At 52.1% G+C, this 19804-nt stretch carries 19 protein-coding genes; 8 read left to right on the top strand and 11 right to left on the bottom strand.

The genetic code is table 11. The annotated features are described in order from the left end of the window. Positions 1 to 33 precede the first annotated feature (33 nt). The gene (acrD, locus tag OH663_RS14365) at positions 34 to 3147 is read left to right on the top strand and encodes a multidrug efflux RND transporter permease AcrD (protein WP_045446027.1); all 3114 of its coding nucleotides are present in this window, start codon (positions 34 to 36) and stop codon (positions 3145 to 3147) included. A gap of 67 nt (positions 3148 to 3214) precedes the next feature. Here the strand turns inward: acrD and ypfM are convergent, their stop codons facing one another. Next, positions 3215 to 3274 carry a protein YpfM gene (gene ypfM / locus OH663_RS14370; protein ID WP_001386977.1) on the bottom strand — a complete coding sequence of 20 codons (60 nt, stop codon included), beginning with the start codon at positions 3272 to 3274 and terminating at the stop codon, positions 3215 to 3217. A gap of 387 nt (positions 3275 to 3661) precedes the next feature. Between ypfM and OH663_RS14375 the strand changes: the two genes are divergently transcribed. Genes OH663_RS14375 through OH663_RS14385 form a run of 3 tightly spaced genes read left to right on the top strand, consistent with a single transcriptional unit; the run spans position 3662 to position 5377 of the window. Then, complete coding sequence (locus OH663_RS14375) at positions 3662 to 4018, top strand: ArsC family reductase (RefSeq protein ID WP_200010295.1); 357 nt, start codon at positions 3662 to 3664, stop codon at positions 4016 to 4018. Between the two features lie 3 nt (positions 4019 to 4021). Further along, positions 4022 to 5149 carry a succinyl-diaminopimelate desuccinylase gene (gene dapE, locus OH663_RS14380; protein ID WP_200010296.1) on the top strand — a complete coding sequence of 376 codons (1128 nt, stop codon included), beginning with the start codon at positions 4022 to 4024 and terminating at the stop codon, positions 5147 to 5149. 27 nt (positions 5150 to 5176) lie between these two features. After that, on the top strand, positions 5177 to 5377 hold the full coding sequence (locus tag OH663_RS14385; protein ID WP_003835080.1) for a YpfN family protein: 201 nt from the start codon (positions 5177 to 5179) through the stop codon (positions 5375 to 5377). A 79-nt stretch (positions 5378 to 5456) separates the two neighbouring features. On the opposite strand, the gene ypfH is transcribed toward OH663_RS14385, so the two are convergent. The 6 genes from ypfH to dapA all read right to left on the bottom strand — a co-directional run bounded on the left by ypfH (position 5457) and on the right by dapA (position 12008). After that, on the bottom strand, positions 5457 to 6155 hold the full coding sequence (gene ypfH, locus OH663_RS14390; RefSeq protein ID WP_200010297.1) for an esterase: 699 nt from the start codon (positions 6153 to 6155) through the stop codon (positions 5457 to 5459). Between the two features lie 85 nt (positions 6156 to 6240). Beyond that, complete coding sequence (locus OH663_RS14395) at positions 6241 to 8244, bottom strand: tRNA(Met) cytidine acetyltransferase TmcA (protein ID WP_200010298.1); 2004 nt, start codon at positions 8242 to 8244, stop codon at positions 6241 to 6243. Positions 8245 to 8259: 15 nt separating this feature from the next. Continuing rightward, positions 8260 to 9126 (bottom strand): KPN_02809 family neutral zinc metallopeptidase, encoded by an 867-nt coding sequence (gene ypfJ / locus OH663_RS14400; RefSeq protein ID WP_045446047.1) that lies wholly within the window; start codon positions 9124 to 9126, stop codon positions 8260 to 8262. Between the two features lie 128 nt (positions 9127 to 9254). Beyond that, complete coding sequence (gene purC / locus OH663_RS14405) at positions 9255 to 9968, bottom strand: phosphoribosylaminoimidazolesuccinocarboxamide synthase (RefSeq protein WP_045446050.1); 714 nt, start codon at positions 9966 to 9968, stop codon at positions 9255 to 9257. 110 nt (positions 9969 to 10078) lie between these two features. Next, entirely contained in the window at positions 10079 to 11113 is a 1035-nt protein-coding gene (gene bamC, locus OH663_RS14410; protein ID WP_200010299.1) for an outer membrane protein assembly factor BamC, read from the bottom strand. A 16-nt stretch (positions 11114 to 11129) separates the two neighbouring features. Continuing rightward, on the bottom strand, positions 11130 to 12008 hold the full coding sequence (gene dapA, locus OH663_RS14415) for a 4-hydroxy-tetrahydrodipicolinate synthase (RefSeq protein ID WP_045446056.1): 879 nt from the start codon (positions 12006 to 12008) through the stop codon (positions 11130 to 11132). A gap of 145 nt (positions 12009 to 12153) precedes the next feature. Here dapA and OH663_RS14420 point away from each other — a divergent pair, with 145 nt between their 5' ends. Both OH663_RS14420 and bcp read left to right on the top strand, forming a co-directional pair. After that, the gene (locus OH663_RS14420; RefSeq protein WP_197086121.1) at positions 12154 to 12726 is read left to right on the top strand and encodes a glycine cleavage system transcriptional repressor; all 573 of its coding nucleotides are present in this window, start codon (positions 12154 to 12156) and stop codon (positions 12724 to 12726) included. Further along, entirely contained in the window at positions 12726 to 13196 is a 471-nt protein-coding gene (gene bcp, locus OH663_RS14425; protein WP_006683508.1) for a thioredoxin-dependent thiol peroxidase, read from the top strand. Before OH663_RS14420 ends, bcp begins: the two co-directional genes overlap by 1 nt. A gap of 52 nt (positions 13197 to 13248) precedes the next feature. On the opposite strand, the gene iadA is transcribed toward bcp, so the two are convergent. Together iadA and OH663_RS14435 are read right to left on the bottom strand one after the other, a co-directional pair. Then, positions 13249 to 14412, bottom strand: a complete 1164-nt coding sequence (gene iadA / locus OH663_RS14430) for a beta-aspartyl-peptidase (RefSeq protein ID WP_048220839.1) — start codon at positions 14410 to 14412, stop codon at positions 13249 to 13251. 84 nt (positions 14413 to 14496) lie between these two features. Continuing rightward, positions 14497 to 15561, bottom strand: coding sequence for an AI-2E family transporter (locus OH663_RS14435; protein ID WP_045446065.1), 1065 nt, complete (start codon positions 15559 to 15561; stop codon positions 14497 to 14499). Positions 15562 to 15786: 225 nt separating this feature from the next. Between OH663_RS14435 and bepA the strand changes: the two genes are divergently transcribed. Then, positions 15787 to 17250 (top strand): beta-barrel assembly-enhancing protease, encoded by a 1464-nt coding sequence (gene bepA, locus OH663_RS14440; protein ID WP_200010300.1) that lies wholly within the window; start codon positions 15787 to 15789, stop codon positions 17248 to 17250. A 12-nt stretch (positions 17251 to 17262) separates the two neighbouring features. Beyond that, on the top strand, positions 17263 to 17622 hold the full coding sequence (gene arsC, locus OH663_RS14445) for an arsenate reductase (glutaredoxin) (protein ID WP_200010302.1): 360 nt from the start codon (positions 17263 to 17265) through the stop codon (positions 17620 to 17622). 36 nt (positions 17623 to 17658) lie between these two features. Here the strand turns inward: arsC and OH663_RS14450 are convergent, their stop codons facing one another. Together OH663_RS14450 and uraA are read right to left on the bottom strand one after the other, a co-directional pair. Continuing rightward, positions 17659 to 18360 (bottom strand): DnaA inactivator Hda, encoded by a 702-nt coding sequence (locus tag OH663_RS14450; protein WP_223307030.1) that lies wholly within the window; start codon positions 18358 to 18360, stop codon positions 17659 to 17661. Positions 18361 to 18455: 95 nt separating this feature from the next. Further along, a complete protein-coding gene (uraA, locus tag OH663_RS14455; RefSeq protein WP_045446077.1) occupies positions 18456 to 19748 on the bottom strand; it encodes a uracil permease in 1293 nt (430 codons plus the stop codon). Positions 19749 to 19804 lie beyond the last annotated feature (56 nt).

The following is a 19804-nucleotide window of genomic DNA, read 5'->3' on the forward strand; positions in this document are numbered from 1 at the left end:
TTATTATATGCAGAAACACGAGGTCCCCTTTTAATGGCGAATTTTTTTATCGATCGCCCCATTTTTGCCTGGGTGTTAGCTATCCTGTTGTGCCTGACAGGAACCCTGGCTATTTTTTCGCTGCCCGTTGAGCAATATCCCGATCTCGCTCCGCCAAACGTGCGCGTGACTGCGAATTATCCTGGTGCATCAGCACAAACTCTGGAAAACACCGTGACCCAGGTTATCGAGCAGAACATGACCGGCCTCGATAATCTGATGTATATGTCATCACAAAGCAGCGGGACGGGTCAGGCGACGGTAATGCTTAGCTTTGTAGCAGGAACCGATCCTGATGAAGCCGTGCAACAGGTACAAAACCAGCTGCAATCGGCAATGCGTAAGTTGCCGCAGGCGGTACAGGATCAGGGGGTAACCGTGCGTAAAACCGGGGATACCAATATTCTGACCATCGCTTTTGTCTCTACTGACGGCTCAATGGACAAGCAGGACATTGCAGACTACGTCGCCAGTAATATTCAGGATCCGCTCAGCCGAATTAACGGCGTGGGAGATATTGATGCCTACGGGTCACAATACTCCATGCGTATCTGGCTCGACCCGGCCAAACTTAACAGCTTCCAGATGACCGCCAAAGATGTGACCGATGCTATTGAGTCACAGAATGCTCAAATTGCCGTTGGCCAACTTGGTGGTACACCTTCAGTGGACAAGCAGGCGCTGAATGCGACGATTAATGCTCAGTCATTGCTACAAACGCCACAACAATTCCGTGATATTACGCTGCGCGTCAATCAGAACGGTTCAGAGGTTAAACTGAGTGATGTGGCAACGGTCGAAATGGGGGCCGAGAAGTATGACTACCTCAGCCGGTTTAACGGAAATCCCGCATCTGGTCTTGGCGTTAAACTCGCCTCTGGCGCCAATGAAATGGCAACGGCCGATCTGGTTATCAATCGCCTCAATGAGCTGTCTCAGTACTTCCCTCATGGTCTGGAATACAAGGTGGCATATGAAACCACCTCTTTTGTAAAAGCTTCGATTATTGACGTGGTGAAAACGCTGCTGGAAGCCATTGCGCTGGTATTCCTGGTGATGTACCTGTTTTTGCAAAACTTCCGTGCGACGCTTATTCCCACGATTGCTGTCCCCGTCGTCTTAATGGGCACCTTCTCTGTGCTCTATGCCTTTGGCTACAGTGTTAACACATTAACGATGTTTGCAATGGTGCTGGCAATTGGCCTGCTGGTTGATGACGCCATTGTGGTAGTGGAAAACGTCGAGCGAATCATGAGCGAGGAAGGTCTCTCGCCGCGTGAAGCAACACGAAAATCGATGGGGCAGATTCAGGGGGCGTTGGTTGGTATCGCCATGGTGTTGTCGGCAGTGTTTATCCCGATGGCCTTCTTCGGCGGCACGACCGGGGCAATTTACCGTCAGTTCTCGATTACGATTGTCTCAGCGATGGTGCTCTCGGTACTGGTGGCGATGATCCTGACTCCTGCTCTGTGCGCCACGCTACTCAAGCCGCTGCATAAGGGCGAACACCACGGACAAACCGGATTCTTCGGCTGGTTTAACCGCATGTTTAACCACAACGCCGAACGCTACGAGAAAGGTGTCGCCAGAATCTTACATCGCAGCCTGCGCTGGATACTGATCTACGTGTTGCTGCTCGGCGGAATGGTGTTCCTGTTCCTGCGGCTGCCAACCTCTTTCCTGCCGCTGGAAGACAGGGGTATGTTCACCACTTCAGTACAGTTGCCCAGCGGCTCCACCCAGCAGCAGACGTTAAAAGTGGTGGAAGAAGTGGAGAAGTATTACTTCACCCATGAAAAAGACAACATTATGTCAGTCTTCTCCACGGTCGGTTCCGGCCCTGGCGGAAATGGACAAAACGTAGCGCGAATGTTCGTCCGCTTAAAAGACTGGGATGAGCGTGGTACCACTACCGGAACCTCATTTGCCATTATCGAGCGCGCCACCAAAGCCTTTAACCAGATTAAAGAGGCCCGTGTCTTCGCCAGTAGCCCTCCGGCTATTAGCGGCCTCGGTAGCTCTGCCGGTTTCGATATGGAATTACAGGATCATGCCGGTGCGGGTCATGATGCGTTAATGGCGGCGCGTGACAAGCTGATTGAGCTTGCAGCTAAAGACACCTCCCTGACCCGCGTACGCCATAATGGTCTGGACGACAGCCCGCAGTTGCAAATTGATATCGACCAGCGTAAAGCCCAGGCGCTGGGGGTTTCGATTGATGATATCAACGATACATTGCAGACGGCCTGGGGCTCCAGTTACGTCAATGACTTTATGGACAGGGGGCGCGTGAAGAAGGTTTATGTACAGGCGGCAGCAAAATATCGCATGCTTCCTGATGACATCAATCTCTGGTACGTGCGCAATAATAGCGGCGGCATGGTGCCCTTCTCAGCATTTGCCACCTCGCGCTGGGAGACAGGTTCGCCGCGCCTGGAACGCTATAACGGTTACTCTGCCGTCGAGATCGTAGGGGAAGCCGCGCCCGGCGTCAGTACCGGTACAGCAATGGACGTAATGGAATCCCTGGTCCATCAGTTGCCGACTGGATTCGGCCTCGAATGGACGGCAATGTCATATCAGGAACGACTTTCTGGCTCCCAGGCCCCTGCTCTGTATGCCATTTCACTGCTGGTGGTATTCCTGTGCCTCGCCGCGCTGTATGAAAGCTGGTCTGTTCCATTCTCCGTCATGCTGGTCGTACCGTTGGGGGTGATTGGCGCCCTGCTGGCAACCTGGGCGCGGGGTCTGGAAAACGATGTGTATTTCCAGGTCGGGTTATTAACAGTTATCGGGCTTTCGGCCAAAAACGCGATCTTGATTGTTGAATTCGCCAATGAGATGAATGAAAAAGGGCACGATTTGCTCGACGCCACGCTGCATGCGTGCCGCCAGCGCCTGCGTCCGATTTTGATGACCTCTCTGGCATTTATATTCGGGGTGTTACCGATGACCATCAGCAGCGGTGCAGGCTCCGGCGGTCAACATGCGGTTGGTACCGGCGTGATGGGCGGAATGATTTCAGCCACAATTCTGGCTATTTACTTCGTCCCACTGTTCTTTGTACTGGTGCGCAGGCGCTTCCCTCTGAAGCCAAAACCGGAATAACACACAAAAAAGGCGACTTACAATAAGTCGCCTTTTTTTATCCTTTTCAGGATTGTCTGCCAGAAATTTATTTACGAAGCATCACTTCGATAAAGTCTTTCCAGTTCCCCAGTTCACGTTCAATCATAACAACCTCTCTTATTATTATGGATATTCTACAAAATCATTCTCTTTCAAAGAAGATAATTTAATCGATAGTTGTGATTACATTCTCCAGTGCTGGGGGTCATGTCATCACTATGCGCCATACCCATAAATTTTATGTGACTTACTGCAATATTTTGAAATATTCATACATCATCTACTACTCTGGCAATTCTGATGGAAAAACAGTCTGATGCAAAGAGGTAAAATCTGAATTCCAGTTCAGTGAGAGTTTCGGAACTTTCAGGAATCATTATTCACTGTTGTTCAACAATGTTATATTTTTCTATAACGATTGAATGACAATATGTATTATCAGGGATCACAAAGCACAAGAATAAATATTCAAATTACGTTAATAAGGATTCAAATGATCACCCTCTACGGCATTAAGAATTGCGATACCATTAAAAAAGCCAGGCGCTGGCTGGAAGCTCACGGGATCGACTATCGTTTCCATGATTATCGCGTCGATGGCCTCGACAACGCGCTATTACAATCCTTTATCAGCGAGTTAGGTTGGGAGTCACTGCTCAATACGCGTGGGACCACATGGCGTAGACTCGATGAAGCAACGCGTAATCAAATTACCGATGCGGATGCCGCCGCCTCGTTGATGATTGAAATGCCAGCAATTATCAAACGCCCATTGCTCTGCGCGCCGGGTAAGCCTATGCTGCTGGGTTTCAGTGAATCCAGTTATATGCAGTTTTTTAATGAGGTGTAGTCTATGTCGTGCCCGGTTATTGAGCTGACACAGCAGCTTATTCGCCGTCCTTCCCTGAGCCCGGATGATGCCGGGTGCCAGGCGTTAATGATTGAACGCCTGCGCGCGGTAGGTTTTACCGTTGAGCGTATGGATTTTGGTGACACACAGAATTTTTGGGCATGGCGCGGACAAGGTGAGACGTTGGCATTTGCCGGTCACACCGACGTAGTGCCCGCTGGCGATGTTGATCGCTGGATTAATCCGCCATTTGAACCGACGATCCGCGACGGTCTGCTGTTCGGGCGTGGCGCTGCCGATATGAAAGGCTCGCTGGCGGCGATGGTTGTCGCAGCCGAGCGCTTCGTCGCCCAACACCCTAACCACAAAGGCCGTCTGGCGTTTTTAATCACCTCAGACGAAGAAGCCAGCGCTAAAAATGGCACCGTTAAGGTGGTCGAAGCGCTGATGGCGCGCAACGAGCGGCTGGACTATTGTCTGGTCGGCGAGCCGTCCAGTACGGAAATCGTCGGTGACGTGGTTAAAAATGGGCGTCGGGGTTCACTGACCTGCAACCTGACCATTCACGGCGTGCAGGGTCACGTAGCCTACCCGCATCTGGCCGATAACCCGGTTCACCGCGCAGCGCCAATGCTGAATGAACTGGTGGCGATCGAGTGGGATCAGGGCAATGAATTCTTCCCGGCAACGAGCATGCAAATTGCCAATATTCAGGCAGGAACCGGCAGCAACAATGTTATCCCTGGTGAACTGTTTATCCAGTTCAACTTCCGTTTCAGCACTGAGTTAAATGACGAGATGATCAAATCCCGGGTGCTGGAATTGCTGGATAAGCACCAGTTGCGTTACACCGTTGACTGGTGGCTCTCCGGCCAGCCATTCCTGACCGAGCGTGGCAAACTGGTGGATGCAGTGGTGAACGCCATTGAGCACTATAATGAAATTAAACCGCAGTTACTGACTACAGGCGGAACGTCCGACGGGCGTTTTATTGCCCGCATGGGGGCGCAGGTGGTTGAACTTGGTCCGGTCAATGCCACCATTCATAAAATAAATGAATGCGTTAATGCCGCCGACCTGCAACTGCTTGCCCGAATGTATCAACGTATCATGGAGCAACTCGTCGCCTGATGAGTGGCCCTGTAAGAGGAAATGAGCATGGACTGGCTGGCTAAATATTGGTGGATTTTAGTGCTGGTGTTTCTGGTAGGCGTATTGCTGAATGTAATTAAAGATCTCAAGCGCGTCGACCACAAAAAATTTCTCGCGAATAAACCGGAGCTTCCCCCGCATCGTGACTTTAACGATAAATGGGACGACGACGACGATTGGCCGAACAAAGACCAACCGAAAAAATAACCCGTAGGCCGAATTATACGCGTAGCGTTGCCATCCGGCACCCGCGCCTGATGGCGCTACGCTTATCTGGCCTACAGGGTTACATCATCTCAATGACATCATCATCGTTTGGTTTTCCCCCACTTAACGCTTCATCGAAATAGTGCTTCGGCACAGTAAAGCGCAAATGGTCGAGAGCAAACTGCATGCTGCGATCGTCAATGGCGTGACCCAGGTTTTCAACGATATCCAGCGTCACATCACCGCCCGCGCGAATTAACGCGTCCTGAGCTGCAACGGCGTGAGATAACTCAATCACCCGGTCTTCACCACCGTGAATCAAATGTACCGTCGTGGCCGTCGTTGCCACTTCCGGCAAACTGGCGTAACGACCATTAAAGGCAATAACCCGTGATGCCAGTTCAGGCTCGGCTTTGATGCTTTCAAGCGACATAATAGCCCCCTGCGAAAAGCCTATCAGTGCAGTTGCCCCAGGTGCGACGCCGCTCTGTTTTTGCCAGTAGCGAACGGTTTCGATAAATACCGGCATGATAGCGTCAACACGTTCCTGACGGTTCTCTTCCGTTACGCCCTGAACGGAAAACCATTGACGCCCGGAGGTGGCAGCATATGGCTCAGCACCGCCGATACTCACTATCAGCGCATCCGGAAACAAAGGTGCAAACCAGGATCCTATCTCTCCCATGGCAACAGGGTTATCGCCTACACCATGAAACAACAGCAGCAACTGTTGCGCGGGTTTATCGGGGCTTTGAACAACAAAATGGTCATGTTTCATGGCGATCTCCTTAACTGATGAGCGTCATTCTACGCCGCTTAATCGCAATGACCATGCCAGGAAATTGAAGAAGTTAGTGAAAAAATTACCATTGCATAATGCGATTATGTAGCCGTTGTTCGCGTTCATTATCCAGTTGCGCTAACGCCTGCGCCGCCTCTGCACGCTGAAGCAGTAACAATGCTTTACGACCAGAAACGTTCAGTCGCTCGCACAGTTGTGCGTCAGTGCATTGCTCTTGTAAACGTCCTCGCAGCGCCGGGAGAGGAAGCGTACTGTTCTGAAGCAGGCGACTCAGACAACCCAATGAGGTAAGTAGTGGCCGATGTGCAAAGGCAAATCCCGCCAGTTCTTCCCAGTCATCATCATTAAGCGTAGTTTCTTTCAGTGGGGATACCGGAATGGCCTCGTCATTCCACTGAGCCAGAATCACAGCGTCACGACGCAAGCGCAGGTTCTCCCTCTCAGCGAGACGCCTCCCCGCCTCACTGATGGGCAGTAAAGCCATTGCGGTGTAGCACCCGCTGCTGGCTTCCCGGTGGTTCCCCATACGAACCAACACAAAGCCACAACGCTGCCAGAAACGCCATAGCTCTTGCGTATAACCAAAACTGACGGAGAGGTAATCACACTGCGTGGAATAGCGATGGGCCTGCATAATCAGCTGTTGCCCTATACCTTCCCGCTGGCGCGCGGGGTGAACCGCGATACGGCTGACCCGACGTCCAGTGAGCGTCGCCGCCAGCGGATAACATCCGTGGGCAGCCAGAGACTGAGCCACCAGATTCCCTCTTGGTCGACGGTGCCCGGCAAAGACAGCCTGACTTAATTCTGCGGATAATCCTCCTTCGTCCACCAGCCAGACGGCACCAGCCACCGAGTCCGAGGCCGATGCCTGAAGAAAATGCTGACCTGGCGCATCCATCATCCGGCGAAGATCCAGCGGTGAGGTGCGATAATGCGCCCCGGAAAGCAACTGATATACCGCCAGCGGCAGATTCGGCCTGGTGCGCCAGGCATTCGCTTCAAACGTGGAAAAACGGATCTCTCCCCGAGGCGAATGCATAAAAGTTTCGTCATCGAATACCAGTGCATCGCTGACGACTTTTTCCAACGGACACCCCTGCGCCCACCGGACGGGCTGCTGTAACTCATATCGGCGCAGCGCCGGGAAACGGGCGCAGAATTTTAACAAGAACCCTCTGCCGGTTCCCTCATAACCCTGAACCGTAGTCGTTAACAACGTGCGGGGAAAACGCGAAACCAGTTGATGCAGCAACGGTGCGGGAATGGCAGCGGCCTCATCAACAACAAGCCAGTCTGCGGTTTCAGTCCCGGCTAACAGCGCATCCGGGGCCATAAAGCGGTAACGCTCACCGGCAAAGCGTGCCAGCACATCGGTTGCCGCTTTAGCGGGCGCAGTAACAATTGCCGTTCCCTTCATGCGTGAAATCAACTGCCCTGCTAAGGCTGATTTACCCCGACCACGTGCTGCAGTCACTGTTACCACACCACAGGGCATAGCCAACAGATGTTGTAAAATCGCCGCCTGCTCAGGTTGAGGCTCCCCATTCGCGGCTTGCCAGTCAGCGCGTTCAGGGAAATGTGGGCATGAAAATAACTGATTCTGCTGCCAGTGCAGAGCTTGTCTGTCGCGAGTGATGACCCGTTTGAAGTGTTCGACAAAGTGTGGCGTAGGGATGGGTTGTGCGCAGTCACTCCAGCGCAGCGAATCTACATCCGGATATGTCTGCCAGCTGTTCCAGGGGGGCGTCAGCAGCACCAGCCAGCTCCCGGCATACAGCGTACCACTTAATGCGGCAAACGCTGCGGCGTCAAACCCAGACCGCGCATCAAAGACTGCATGACGAAATTCACGTCCCAGTAACGTTTGCAACGCCTGTGGCGTACAGCCCGGCTCTGAGGGAGGCTCTGCACCAACCCACAGCCAGTCGCCGGGTAATGTATCGCGCAGCGCTAACGCCTGCTCCTGACACCAGAGTCCCTCGCCACTGATAATCAGCAAACGGCGGATCCCTTCCCGGGTCATTTGTTCAGTTAGCGCACGCAGCGCGATGTAGTCAGACATCCCTGCCTCAATATCTTACATGCCTTTACCAAAGGTATTGCATTGCGCCGGATCGCCGCTATCAAAGCCACGCTTAAACCAGGTAAGACGCTGTTCAGAGCTCCCGTGCGTAAAGCTGTCCGGCACCACCCGTCCTTGCCCCTGCTGCTGCAGGCGATCGTCGCCAATGGCCTGTGCGGCGTTCAACGCTTCTTCCAGATCACCTGATTCCAGCACACCTTGCTGTTGCATACTGTGCCCCCAGACGCCGGCAAAGCAATCCGCCTGCAGTTCCATACGCACGGAAAGTCGATTCACTTCAGCCTGTGAGGCGTTCTGTTGCATCTGGCGAATCTTTGGCTCGATACCCAGCAGTTTCTGCACATGGTGACCCACTTCATGCGCAATGACATAGCCCTGAGCAAAATCACCATCAGCGCCCAGCTTATTTTTCATGTCGTCATAGAATGAGAGGTCGATATAAACAGTACCGTCAGCCGGGCAATAAAACGGTCCCATAATGGACTGACCCACTCCGCAACCGGTACGCATGGAACCACGATACATCACCAGCCTGGGTTGCTGATAGGTACGGCCCATTTTTTCAAACTGCTGCCCCCAGGTATCTTCCGTTGTCGCCAGAATCACCGAGGTAAATTTGGCTGCTTCATCATCGTTGGGACTGATGGAGCGCGTTGATTGTTCTTGTGAAACGGGTTGGCCTGTCATTAATCCGGTGAGATCCACGCCGTAATACCCTGCCACGAGCACCACAATCAGCAGGATGATGCCGCCTTTACCACTTGGCAAACGAAAACCTGGCCCGCCCATAGAAGGACCGCCACCAGAGCTATTACGTCTGTCTTCTACATTGTCACTTTCACGACGCCCTTGCCAGCGCATAATCACCTCAACTTTTTATTCATTATGATGATGATCGTAGGCGGTTCGGAACAGGATTACCATAAGAAACAGTAATCAAATAGGTATGATTGATGAGCCGGTGAGCGATCGCCGGCTCGAAGGAGGGATCAGTCTAACTTCACGCCCAGGCGATGCGCGACGGCTTCATAGGCTTCGATCAGGCCGCCCAGACTCTGGCGGAAGCGATCTTTATCCATTTTATCCAGGGTTTCTTTATCCCACAGGCGGCTACCATCCGGAGAGAATTCATCACCCAGAACGACTTCGCCTTTATACAAGCCAAACTCAAGTTTGAAGTCGACCAGAATCAGGCCTGCGTCATCAAACATTTTCTTCAGCACGTCATTGGCCTTGTAGGTCAGCTCTTTCATACGTGCCAGATTCTCTTTGCTCACCCAACCAAAAGTTTCGCAGTAAGAATCGTTAATCATCGGGTCGTGCATTGCATCATTTTTCAGGAACAGATCAAACAGAGGCGGATTCAGTTCAATACCTTCCTCAACGCCTAAACGCTTCACCAGAGAACCTGCCGCACGGTTACGCACCACGCACTCAACCGGTACCATCTCCAGTTTTTTCACCAGACATTCGGTATCAGAAAGCAGTCGCTCCATTTGGGTAGGAATACCCGCTTCTTCCAGCTTAGTCATAATGAAATGGTTGAATTTATTGTTCACCATACCTTTACGATCAAACTGTTCAATGCGCGCGCCATCCCCTGCTGACGTATCATTGCGGAATTCGAGCACCAACAGGTCCGGGTTTTCCGTGCTGTATACGGTCTTCGCTTTACCACGATACAACTCAGCTTGCTTTTGCATCTTTATTACTCCTGGGTGTGAATTAACGATAAATATTGCGCTTTTCTGCTGACGCACACGTTTGCGTATCATATCAGAAAAAAAGGCTGGATTACTCCAGCCCTTTATTTTTACTTACTGAAAGCTGCCTGGAAGACGGCAACCAGCGCGTCGTTCTGGCTTTGCGTCAGGGTGTGTCCCTTCGGATCGATAAACTGCATACTGCTGCGGTTGTCTAAATCACCGACCTGCAGTTTGTAGTCACCGGATACCAGACCCGGATCGGTTGCGCCCAGTTCCTGCCAACCGCTGTCAGACAGTGGTTTGTAGGTCACGGCGAAACTGCCCTGAGAACGGGTGCTGTCGGTCACTTTCATGCCCACTTTCTCAAGGGCCGCCGGCAGACGTTGCCACACCACGTTGAACGGTCCACGAACGACCAACATCGGTAACCCGGTGTCATCGGCAGCACTCTGGACATCCATAGTTGCTGCAGAGCGGTTCTGCGCGGCATTCGCAGCATCGGTGGCGTTCTTATCCAGACCCGCAGAAATGACGTTCATCATCTCAGCACTATAGCGCTGCATTGACGCCGCATCTGCGACTGGCTTACCGGCCTGTTCGAGGTTAACCAGCTTCACCGTCACCGCTTGCTGATAGCCCTGCGGTTTAACCGAGATTTGATAACGTCCACGGTACTGTTCGTCTTCATCCAGACGGTTCCAGTCAACCCAATCGGTAGTCAGCGTCTGGCTGGCATCATCGCGTTTGGTGATAGTGTAATTTTTAGACTGAATCACGCTGACAACCTGCGGCCACAGAGTGTTGGCACGGCCATTTTCCACCAACAATGTTGCCGTATCACCCGCAATCTGGGTACGTGCGCCACTGACTAATGCTAACGGCTGAGCCGGTGGGCGAATATCCAGCGCTTTACCTACGGCACCACTGCCGTTAGTAACCGGGATATTATAGTCACCTGCGGTTATCGGCAGAATCATCCCAGCTGGCGCGTGAAGCTCAGCAAGCGGTGCAGCCTCCAGATAGGATTCGTCACCGCTCACCTGGCGCTTATAGCGCGAATCAGAACTACAGGCCGCGAGCAACATAACAAGCGAAACACCCGCAACCTTGACCAGGCGCGACTTTTGTACTGAGTAAGCCATCAAATCTCCCTAAACTTTACAGCAAACCGGCATGCTTAAGCGCCGCTTTGACGATATCACGAGCATTGTCCGTGATTGGCGTCATCGGCAGACGCAGTGTATCGGTCGCCACAAGTCCCAACTCCTTACATGCCCATTTCACCGGGATAGGATTGGGTTCGACAAATAGTTTGTTGTGTAACGGCATCAGACGCTGATTGATCACCCGCGCCTCGGCAAAGTGCCCTTCTGCCGCCAGTTTGCACATTTCAGCCATATCACGTGCCGCTACGTTAGACGTAACAGAAATCACGCCATGACCACCAAGCTGAATAAAGTCCAGCCCGGTCGCGTCATCACCGCTGAGCAGAATAAAATCGTCTGAAACCAGCTCTTTGATCTGGTGAACACGACTTAAGTTCCCTGTGGCCTCTTTGATAGCGACAATATTTTTTACTTTCGCCAGACGACCAACGGTTTCCGGCAGCATATCGCAGCCAGTACGGGACGGCACATTATACAGAATTTGCGGCAGGTCAGTATGTTCAGCGATGGCTTTGAAATGCTGGAACAGGCCTTCCTGGGTTGGGCGGTTGTAGTAAGGCGTCACCGTCAGGCAGCCGACAATACCACTGTCGTTGAAACGCTGCGTCAGACTAATGGCTTCTGCGGTCGCATTGGCGCCGGTTCCGGCAATCACCGGAATACGCCCGTCGGCCAGCTCCAGCGTCATCATTACCACGTCGCCATGCTCATCATGACTCAACGTGGCGGACTCACCGGTGGTGCCAACCGAAACGATCGCCGAGGTGCCGCTGGCGACATGATAATCAATCAGTTTTTTCAGGCTCGACCGGCAGACTTTACCTTTCTCATCCATCGGCGTAATAAGCGCGACAATACTTCCCGTGAACATGGGCCATCCTCTGTGCAAACAAGTGTCTCAATGGTACGTTTGGTACGACAATAAAAGCAAGCGACCATAGCCCTTCTGATTGTTGTATGCATGTTTTTTTTATGCTTTCCTTATGATTACCTCACCTCTCAAAGGAAGAACAGGTTTGACACCGTCATCGCAACACTATCTGGTCATTACTGCGCTGGGTGCTGATCGCCCGGGAATTGTGAACACCATCACTCGTCATGTCAGCAGTTGTGGCTGTAATATTGAAGACAGCCGACTGGCCATGCTGGGTGACGAGTTTACTTTTATTATGCTGTTATCCGGTACCTGGAATGCCATAACCCTGATTGAATCAACCTTGCCGTTGAAAGGTGCAGAGCTGGATTTATTGATTGTGATGAAGCGAACGACTGCTCGCCCCCGTCCGGCGATGCCCGCCACGGTATGGGTGCAGGTCGATGTCCCCGACTCTCCCCATCTGATAGAACGCTTTACCGCACTTTTTGACAGTCACCAAATGAATATCGCGGAACTGGTTTCTCGCACACAACCGGCTGAAAACGGAAAGTCTGCACAACTGTTTATCCAAATCACGGCACATAGTCCCGCGTCACACGATTCGGCAAATATTGAGGATGCCTTTAAAGCACTCTGTACAGAACTCAATGCGCAAGGCAGTATTAACGTCGTCAATTACTCACAGCATGATGAACAGGATGGAGTTAAGTAATGAACCCACTGAAAGCCGGTGATATCGCACCGAAATTTAGCTTGCCGGACCAAGACGGAGAACAAGTAAATTTAACCGACTTCCAGGGACAGCGTGTTCTGGTTTATTTCTACCCGAAAGCCATGACGCCGGGCTGTACCGTGCAAGCCTGTGGCTTACGCGATAACATGGATCAGTTAAAAAAAGCAGGTGTTGAAGTCCTGGGGATCAGCACCGATAAACCTGAAAAGCTTTCCCGATTTGCTGAAAAAGAAGTGCTTAACTTCACGCTCCTGTCCGATGAAGATCATCAGGTATGCGAGCAGTTCGGTGTCTGGGGTGAGAAATCGTTTATGGGAAAAACCTACGATGGCATCCATCGCATCAGCTTCCTGATTGATGCCGAGGGTAAAATCGAACACGTGTTTGATGATTTCAAAACCAGCAATCACCACGATGTGGTCATGAACTGGTTGAAAGAAAACGCCTGATGTACATTGTGCCGGATTAGGCTTTTACACCGCCATCCGGCACAACCGCTATCTACTCAAATGTACCTTTAACGCACGCTTTCTTCTCTCTCACTACCGCAACCCCCTTCGCCCAGAGGTGATAAACTTCCAGCTCGTCGTTTAGTACCAGAATATCCGCATCACATCCGACCGCCAGACGGCCTTTATGCTCAAACCCAAGGAACTCCGCTACTGTGCGTGTCAGCGGACGTAGCGCCAGCTCCAACGGTATGGCATGAACCTTCACCAATTGGCGCACCGTATCAGCAAGTGATTCGAATCCGGCTACACCAATCCCCGTCAGATTACCGTGTTCATCAAATTCCGGCTGGCTGCCATTACCATCTGAACTCAGGGTAATACGCGACAGTGGAACTTCATGGCGCAGCGCGGTAGCAATAGCCATTGCCGGGGAGACAGGCTCATCAATACTGCTGGTGATGTCGATATAACCGCCTTTGCGGGCATACTCTAACGCGGCCTGAAACAGCGGCTCCGCACGGTTAACATGCGTTGGCAACAGCTTGGTGACAGGTACATCACTGCTGTTCAGAATGTCATACAACGGCTCCAGCATGCGCGGACTGTCACCCATATGGAATACGCTGATCCCTGGTTTTTGTCCCAGCAATCCGCCTACGCGCGACTGAGCCGCCATATTCGCCAGCACTGCTGTATTCGGGGCAGATGATCGATGGTCGGAAACTGCACATTTCACCCCAATCACTTTATCGATCAATGCCACATCGCGTTCAATACTGCCGGTAATAGTCGGCGAAGGTAAAGAGTAAGCGCCGGTTAGCATCCAGGCGCTGATGCCTTCATACTCCAGAGCTCGGGTTTTAGCCAACAGCGACTCCGGGTGGCGGGTGATGCCGTCAGTTCCCAGTAATCCCACAACCGAAGTAATACCTGCTTCAACCAGGCGCGACAGACGCACCTCCGGCGTGCGGGTATGTGGCCCAGCTTCCCCGCCGCCACCGATCAGATGGACGTGCTGATCGATAAACCCCGGACAAACAATAGCACCATCAAGATTGATACACTGGCAGCCAGGAAAATCTTCTGCAGCGATTGTGGGCGCAACAGCAACAATTTTGCCATCAGAAACCAGTATATCCTGTAGTCCCAGATCTTCAGGTGCGTAAACGTGTCCACGTTGGAACAGCGTCAGATTAAGAATCGAACAGTTCATAACCTTCCTTGTCATGCAGCAACCTGCATAATTCAAATAGAGAATATGGATACCCGGCGGCATTGCGCCGCTACAGCATCCTGATTAGGATTCGTCAATCGTCTGACCATCCGGCCAGGCATGAACTACCGCTTTAATTAGCGTCGCCAGCGGAATAGCAAAGAATACGCCCCAAAAGCCCCACAGACCGCCGAAAATAACCACTGACAGAATAATCACCAACGGATGCAGATTTACAGCCTCGGAGAAAAGTACAGGGACCAGCAGATTGCCATCCAGCGCCTGGATTATCAGGTACACGGCAAAACAGCTCCAGAATTCGGTCCCGAGACCAAACTGGAACAGTGCCACACCAACCACCGGAATCGTCACCACAAAGGCGCCGATATACGGGATCAGGACTGAGAACCCGACCAGCACCGCCAATAGCAGAGAATAGTTGAGGCCAAACAGCAGGAAGCCAAGCCAGGTCGCAACCCCCACCACCACCATTTCGAGCACTTTGCCACGAATGTAGTTAGTGATTTGCTGATTCATCTCTTTCCAGACCTGCCCCGCCAGCCCGCGATTACGCGGCAACACCCGACGCACAGCATTCAGCATCTGCCCTTTATCTTTCACCAGGAAGAACACCATCAACGGCACGAGAACCAGATAAACCGCCAGTGTCAGTAATCCGACCAGGGAGGCCACAGAATATTTCACCACCGAGTCGCCCATCGTGAGCATCCGCGAGCGCATATTCTCCGCCATCGCATCAATAATGCCAGCGTCCATCAGCGCCGGATAACGTCGTGGTAAGGTTGCGGCAAAGTCAGAAAGCTTATTCAGCATGCCGGGCATATCACGTATCAGATAAATCCCCTGCTGCCACGCGACAGGCATCACCACGAACGCCATCAGTAGCAAGATACCGACAAACACCACCAGCACAATGGATGTCGCCCAGGGTCGGGAACAGCCGATATTTTCCAGACGCACTGTCGGCCATTCAAGCAGGTAAGCCAGCACAATCGCGACCAGCAGCGGTGCTAACAGACCGCTAAAGAAAAAAAGAATACCAAAACCGGCAACCAGGATAACCAACAAGGCAATAGCCTCTGGGTCGCTAAAGCGGCGGCGATACCATTGCATCAGCATTTCGAGCATAAAACCCTTCCATGAACCTCAATAGCGGGATTGCGATCCCGAATTGTATCGAAATGTCACAAAAAAGACTTCGCTTTTTATGACTCATTCCGCAAAGTGAAAAGACATTCTTCCTGGGTGTTCATCGCAGGATTTCGCAGTTACACTCCGAATGCTGCCGGAGTGTGAACGATACTTCGCAGCACGGGTCAAAATGGCTATCTCCATGAATACAGGACAGAGGTTATGTTCAGGCAGTTGAAAAAAAACCTGGTTGCTACCCTCATTGCTGCACTAACTATCGGTCAGGTCGCGCCCGCATTTGCTGATACTGCGGACACGTTACCCGATATGGGGACCTCAGCAGGGAGCACACTCTCCATCGGTCAGGAAATGCAGATGGGCGACTATTACGTGCGCCAACTGCGCGGCAGTGCGCCGTTAATTAACGACCCGCTGCTGACCCAATATATTAATACTCTGGGGATGCGCCTGGTATCCCACGCAGACTCAGTAAAAACCCCGTTCCATTTCTTTTTGATTAATAACGACGAAATTAACGCCTTTGCTTTTTTTGGCGGCAACGTTGTTCTGCACTCCGCACTCTTTCGCTATTCCGATAACGAAAGCCAACTGGCCTCGGTAATGGCGCACGAAATCTCCCACGTCACGCAGCGCCACCTGGCGCGCGCCATGGAAGATCAAAAACGTACCGCCCCGCTGACATGGGTAGGCGCACTGGGTTCAATTTTATTAGCAATGGCCAGTCCGCAGGCGGGGATGGCAGCCCTTACCGGCACCCTGGCGGGAACGCGTCAGGGGATGATCAGCTTCACCCAACAGAATGAACAGGAAGCGGATCGTATTGGTATTCAGGTACTGCAGCGCTCAGGTTTTGATCCGCAGGCAATGCCAACGTTCCTGGAGAAACTGCTCGACCAGGCTCGTTACTCCACACGTCCACCTGAAATTCTGCTGACTCACCCCCTGCCAGAAAGTCGTCTGGCGGATGCACGTAACCGAGCTAACCAGATGCGTCCAGCCGTGGTGCAATCGTCTGAAGAATTTTATCTGGCAAAAGCACGAACCCTGGGGATGTATAATTCTGGCCGCAACCAGCTAACCAGCGACCTGCTGGACAACTGGTCGAAAGGCAATGTCCGTGAACAACGGGCTGCACAATATGGTCGGGCGCTACAGGCGATGGAAGCCAGTAAATATGACGAGGCGCGTAAAGCGCTGCAGCCTCTGCTGGCTGCAGACCCTAACAATGCCTGGTATCTCGACCTGGCTACGGATATCGATCTCGGTCAGAAGAAAACCAGCGATGCCATTAATCGCCTGAAAAATGCGCGCGACCTGCGCGTAAATCCGGTATTGCAACTCAACCTGGCGAATGCGTATTTACAGGGCGGACAAGCCAAAGAGGCCGCAACCATCCTCAATCGTTATACGTTTAACAATAAAGATGACGCTAACGGCTGGGATTTGTTAGCACAAACGGAAGCCACCCTGAATAACCGCGATCAGGAGCTGGCGGCACGTGCGGAAGGCTATGCCCTGGCGGGGCGCCTTGACCAGGCCATCTCTATGCTCAGCAGTGCAAGCTCGCAGGTGAAACTGGGAAGCCAGCAACAGGCCAGATACGACGCCCGTATCGACCAGCTACGCCAGTTGCAAGAGCGATTTAAACCGTATACGAAGATGTAACAGGAAACCACAATGTCAGACGCGATTAAAATCTACCATAACCCACGCTGCTCAAAGAGCCGCGAAACGCTGGAGTTACTGAAGTCCAACGGTGTAGAACCGGAAGTGGTGCTTTATCTGGAGACACCTGCTGACGCAGCAACCCTGCGTGAACTGCTGCAGATGCTGGGAATGTCCAGCGCTCGCGAATTAATGCGCCAGAAAGAAGATCTCTACAAATCACTTAACCTGGCGGACAGTAGTTTGAGTGAAGATGCGTTGATTGAGGCGATGGTGAAAAACCCGAAATTGATGGAGCGCCCGATTGTGGTGGCAAACGGTCAGGCGAGAATTGGTCGTCCGCCGGAGCAGGTACTGGAAATCATCGATTAACATCAAATAACACCGCAGCTTTTCCGGTTGCGGTGCTTACAGTTTTAAAATCTCTTTGACGAACGGAATAGTTAGTTTGCGCTGAGCGGTGATCGATGCGTGGTCGAGTTGATCCAGTGTCATAAACAAAGTGCGCATTTCCCGATCCAGTCGTTTTAACAGAAAGCGCCCCACATCTTCCGGAAGTTCGAACCCGCGTAATCTGGCACGTAGTTGCAAAGCCTGAAGCTTGTCTTCATCCGAGAGCGGCTGCAGCTTATAGATTTGTCCCCAGTCCAGGCGCGAAGCAAGATCCGGTAGTCCCAGATTCAGCTGTCTTGGCGGGCGATCGCCGGTGATCAGCAGCCGGGTTTTCCCTGACTCAAGAATACGGTTGTAGAGATCAAAAATAGCCATTTCCCACAGGGAGTCCCCGGCAACGCATTCGATGTTATCAATACACACCAGTGACAGATGCTCCATACCGTCAAGCACTTCCGGTACGAACCAGGTACGTTTGTCCAGTGGTACATAACCTACCGCATCGCCGCGCTGAGACAACTCGGCGCATGCTGCATGCAGCAAATGGCTACGGCCCGCGCCTTCGCGCGACCAGAGATAGATATACCCGCTATGTTCCTGACGCAGCACGTTTTGCAGTGCAGCCAGTAGAGAGGAGTTATCCCCCGGCCAGAAACTCGCGAAAGTTTCATCGTCAGGAAGATAAAGTGGCAGAGAGAGCTGTGCCGGTGTGTTCAGAGATACCTCAACCCAGGATTTCATAAAATCGCGTTGAGTTTACCACAGAAATACGTCGTGATAGAACCGGGCAGCGTCGCTGCCCGGTCAAAGACTTAGTGTTGCGGGGTGTCTTCTGCATCTTTGGCGTCGAGGACAACTTCCTCCGGACGCAGCAAGCTAATCGCTTTGAAGATCAGGCTCAGGCATACGCCGACAATGGTCGCCAGTGCCATCCCTTTCAGTTCAGCGGCACCAATGTGAACCTTTGCACCACTCACGCCGATGATCAAAATAACCGACGTCAGGATCAGGTTTTGCGCTTTGTTGTAATCAACTTTAGATTCGATCAACACGCGAATACCAGATGCGCCGATAACTCCGTACAGCAGCAGCGACACACCGCCCATCACCGGTAGCGGGATAATCTGAATCGCGGCAGCCAGTTTACCGACGCAGGAGAGCAGAATGGCAAAAATAGCCGCACCGCCAATAACCCAGGTACTGTATACACGGGTAATGGCCATCACGCCGATGTTTTCGCCGTAAGTGGTGTTAGGCGTGGATCCAAAGAAACCGGAGATCACCGTCGACAGACCGTTGGCGAACATCGAGCGATGCAGTCCAGGATCGCGAATCAAATCTTTTTTCACGATATTGGCCGTTACCACCAAATGCCCTACGTGTTCAGCAATAACTACCAGTGCCGCAGGCAGGATGGTCAGAATGGCAACCCATTCAAAGCGTGGTGTGTAGAAGGTCGGCAGAGCAAACCAGTGAGCCTGAGCAATCGGCGTGGTATCCACAACGCCCATCACAAAGGAGAGCGCATAACCCGCCAGTACACCAATCAGAATGGGGATAATGGCCATAAAGCCACGGAACAGTACTGAACCAAAAACAGTTACCGCCAGCGTTACCATAGAGATGATAATTGTTTTGGAATCTGGCATTTGCCCCTCTGCAGGAAGCAAACCAGCCATACCAGCTGCAACGCCAGCCAGTTCCAGACCGATAACGGCAACGATTGCGCCCATGGCCGCAGGCGGGAACATCACATCCAGCCAGCCGGTCCCTGCTTTCTTAACGATGAAAGAAACCAGGCAGAACAGAACGCCGCACATAATAAAACCACCGAGCGCCACTTCATACCCAAGCGGTAGCAACAGCAATACCGGAGAAATAAACGCGAAGCTGGACCCCAGATAGGCAGGAATTTTGCCTTTACAAATGAAGAGATACAGCAGTGTACCAATACCGTTAAACAGCAGGACAGTTGCCGGGTTGATATGAAACAGGACAGGCACCAGTACCGTTGCACCAAACATGGCGAACAGGTGCTGCAAACTAAGCGGGATCGTCTGTAAAAGCGGCGGTCTTTCACTCACCCCGATAGCACGGCGCGTCATAGTGTTTTCCTCTGAGTGTTGTTTGTTATTAGTGATTAGGTTGTTTTATTCAAAAA

The organism is Citrobacter sp. Marseille-Q5395 (assembly GCF_947057495.1).
Taxonomy (GTDB): domain Bacteria; phylum Pseudomonadota; class Gammaproteobacteria; order Enterobacterales; family Enterobacteriaceae; genus Citrobacter; species Citrobacter murliniae.